Consider the following 462-nt stretch of genomic DNA (forward strand, 5'->3'; position numbering starts at 1 on the left):
TGGTTGGAACCGGTTGTCCATGACAATTTCAGGGCTTCCGAAGTCGGATTTGCAGCATCCAGCTCGATTTCAGCCGATGAAGCAGTTATTTCAAGGGGACTGCTTCCCTTGTCCAGTTCCATGTAATTATCGTCGGCACACCCTACAAACAGTGTGACCCACAACGACAGTAAAAATAGTAATCTGTATATCTTCATAACAGTCTCTCTTTTTGATATTAATATCCTTGATTTTGTGTGAGATTAGGATTGGCATCCCTCTCCTTTTGCGGGATAGGAAACAACAGGTGTTTCTGCGTCGCGTTGATTTTACCGATGGAGTGCAGGAAATCCAAGGCATATTGTCCGTTATCCCACCTGATGATATCGAACCAGCGATGTCCTTCGAAGGCCAGTTCAATGCGACGTTCATTTCTGATTTTCTCTCTCATCTGTTCGGTTGTGAGATTCTCCACATCTCCCC

At 45.0% G+C, this 462-nt stretch carries 2 protein-coding genes; both read right to left on the bottom strand.

The genetic code is table 11. From position 1 onward, the window contains the following. Positions 1 to 197: SusE domain-containing protein (locus B3Z75_RS08085; RefSeq protein WP_349676033.1), on the bottom strand; the 197-nt coding region annotated here is incomplete at its 3' end. Positions 198 to 217: 20 nt separating this feature from the next. After that, the coding region (locus tag B3Z75_RS08090) for a RagB/SusD family nutrient uptake outer membrane protein (RefSeq protein WP_286848660.1) at positions 218 to 462 on the bottom strand (245 nt) is incomplete at its 5' end.

The sequence above is a fragment of the Proteiniphilum sp. UBA1028 genome, assembly GCF_002316955.1.
Lineage (GTDB): Bacteria > Bacteroidota > Bacteroidia > Bacteroidales > Dysgonomonadaceae > Proteiniphilum.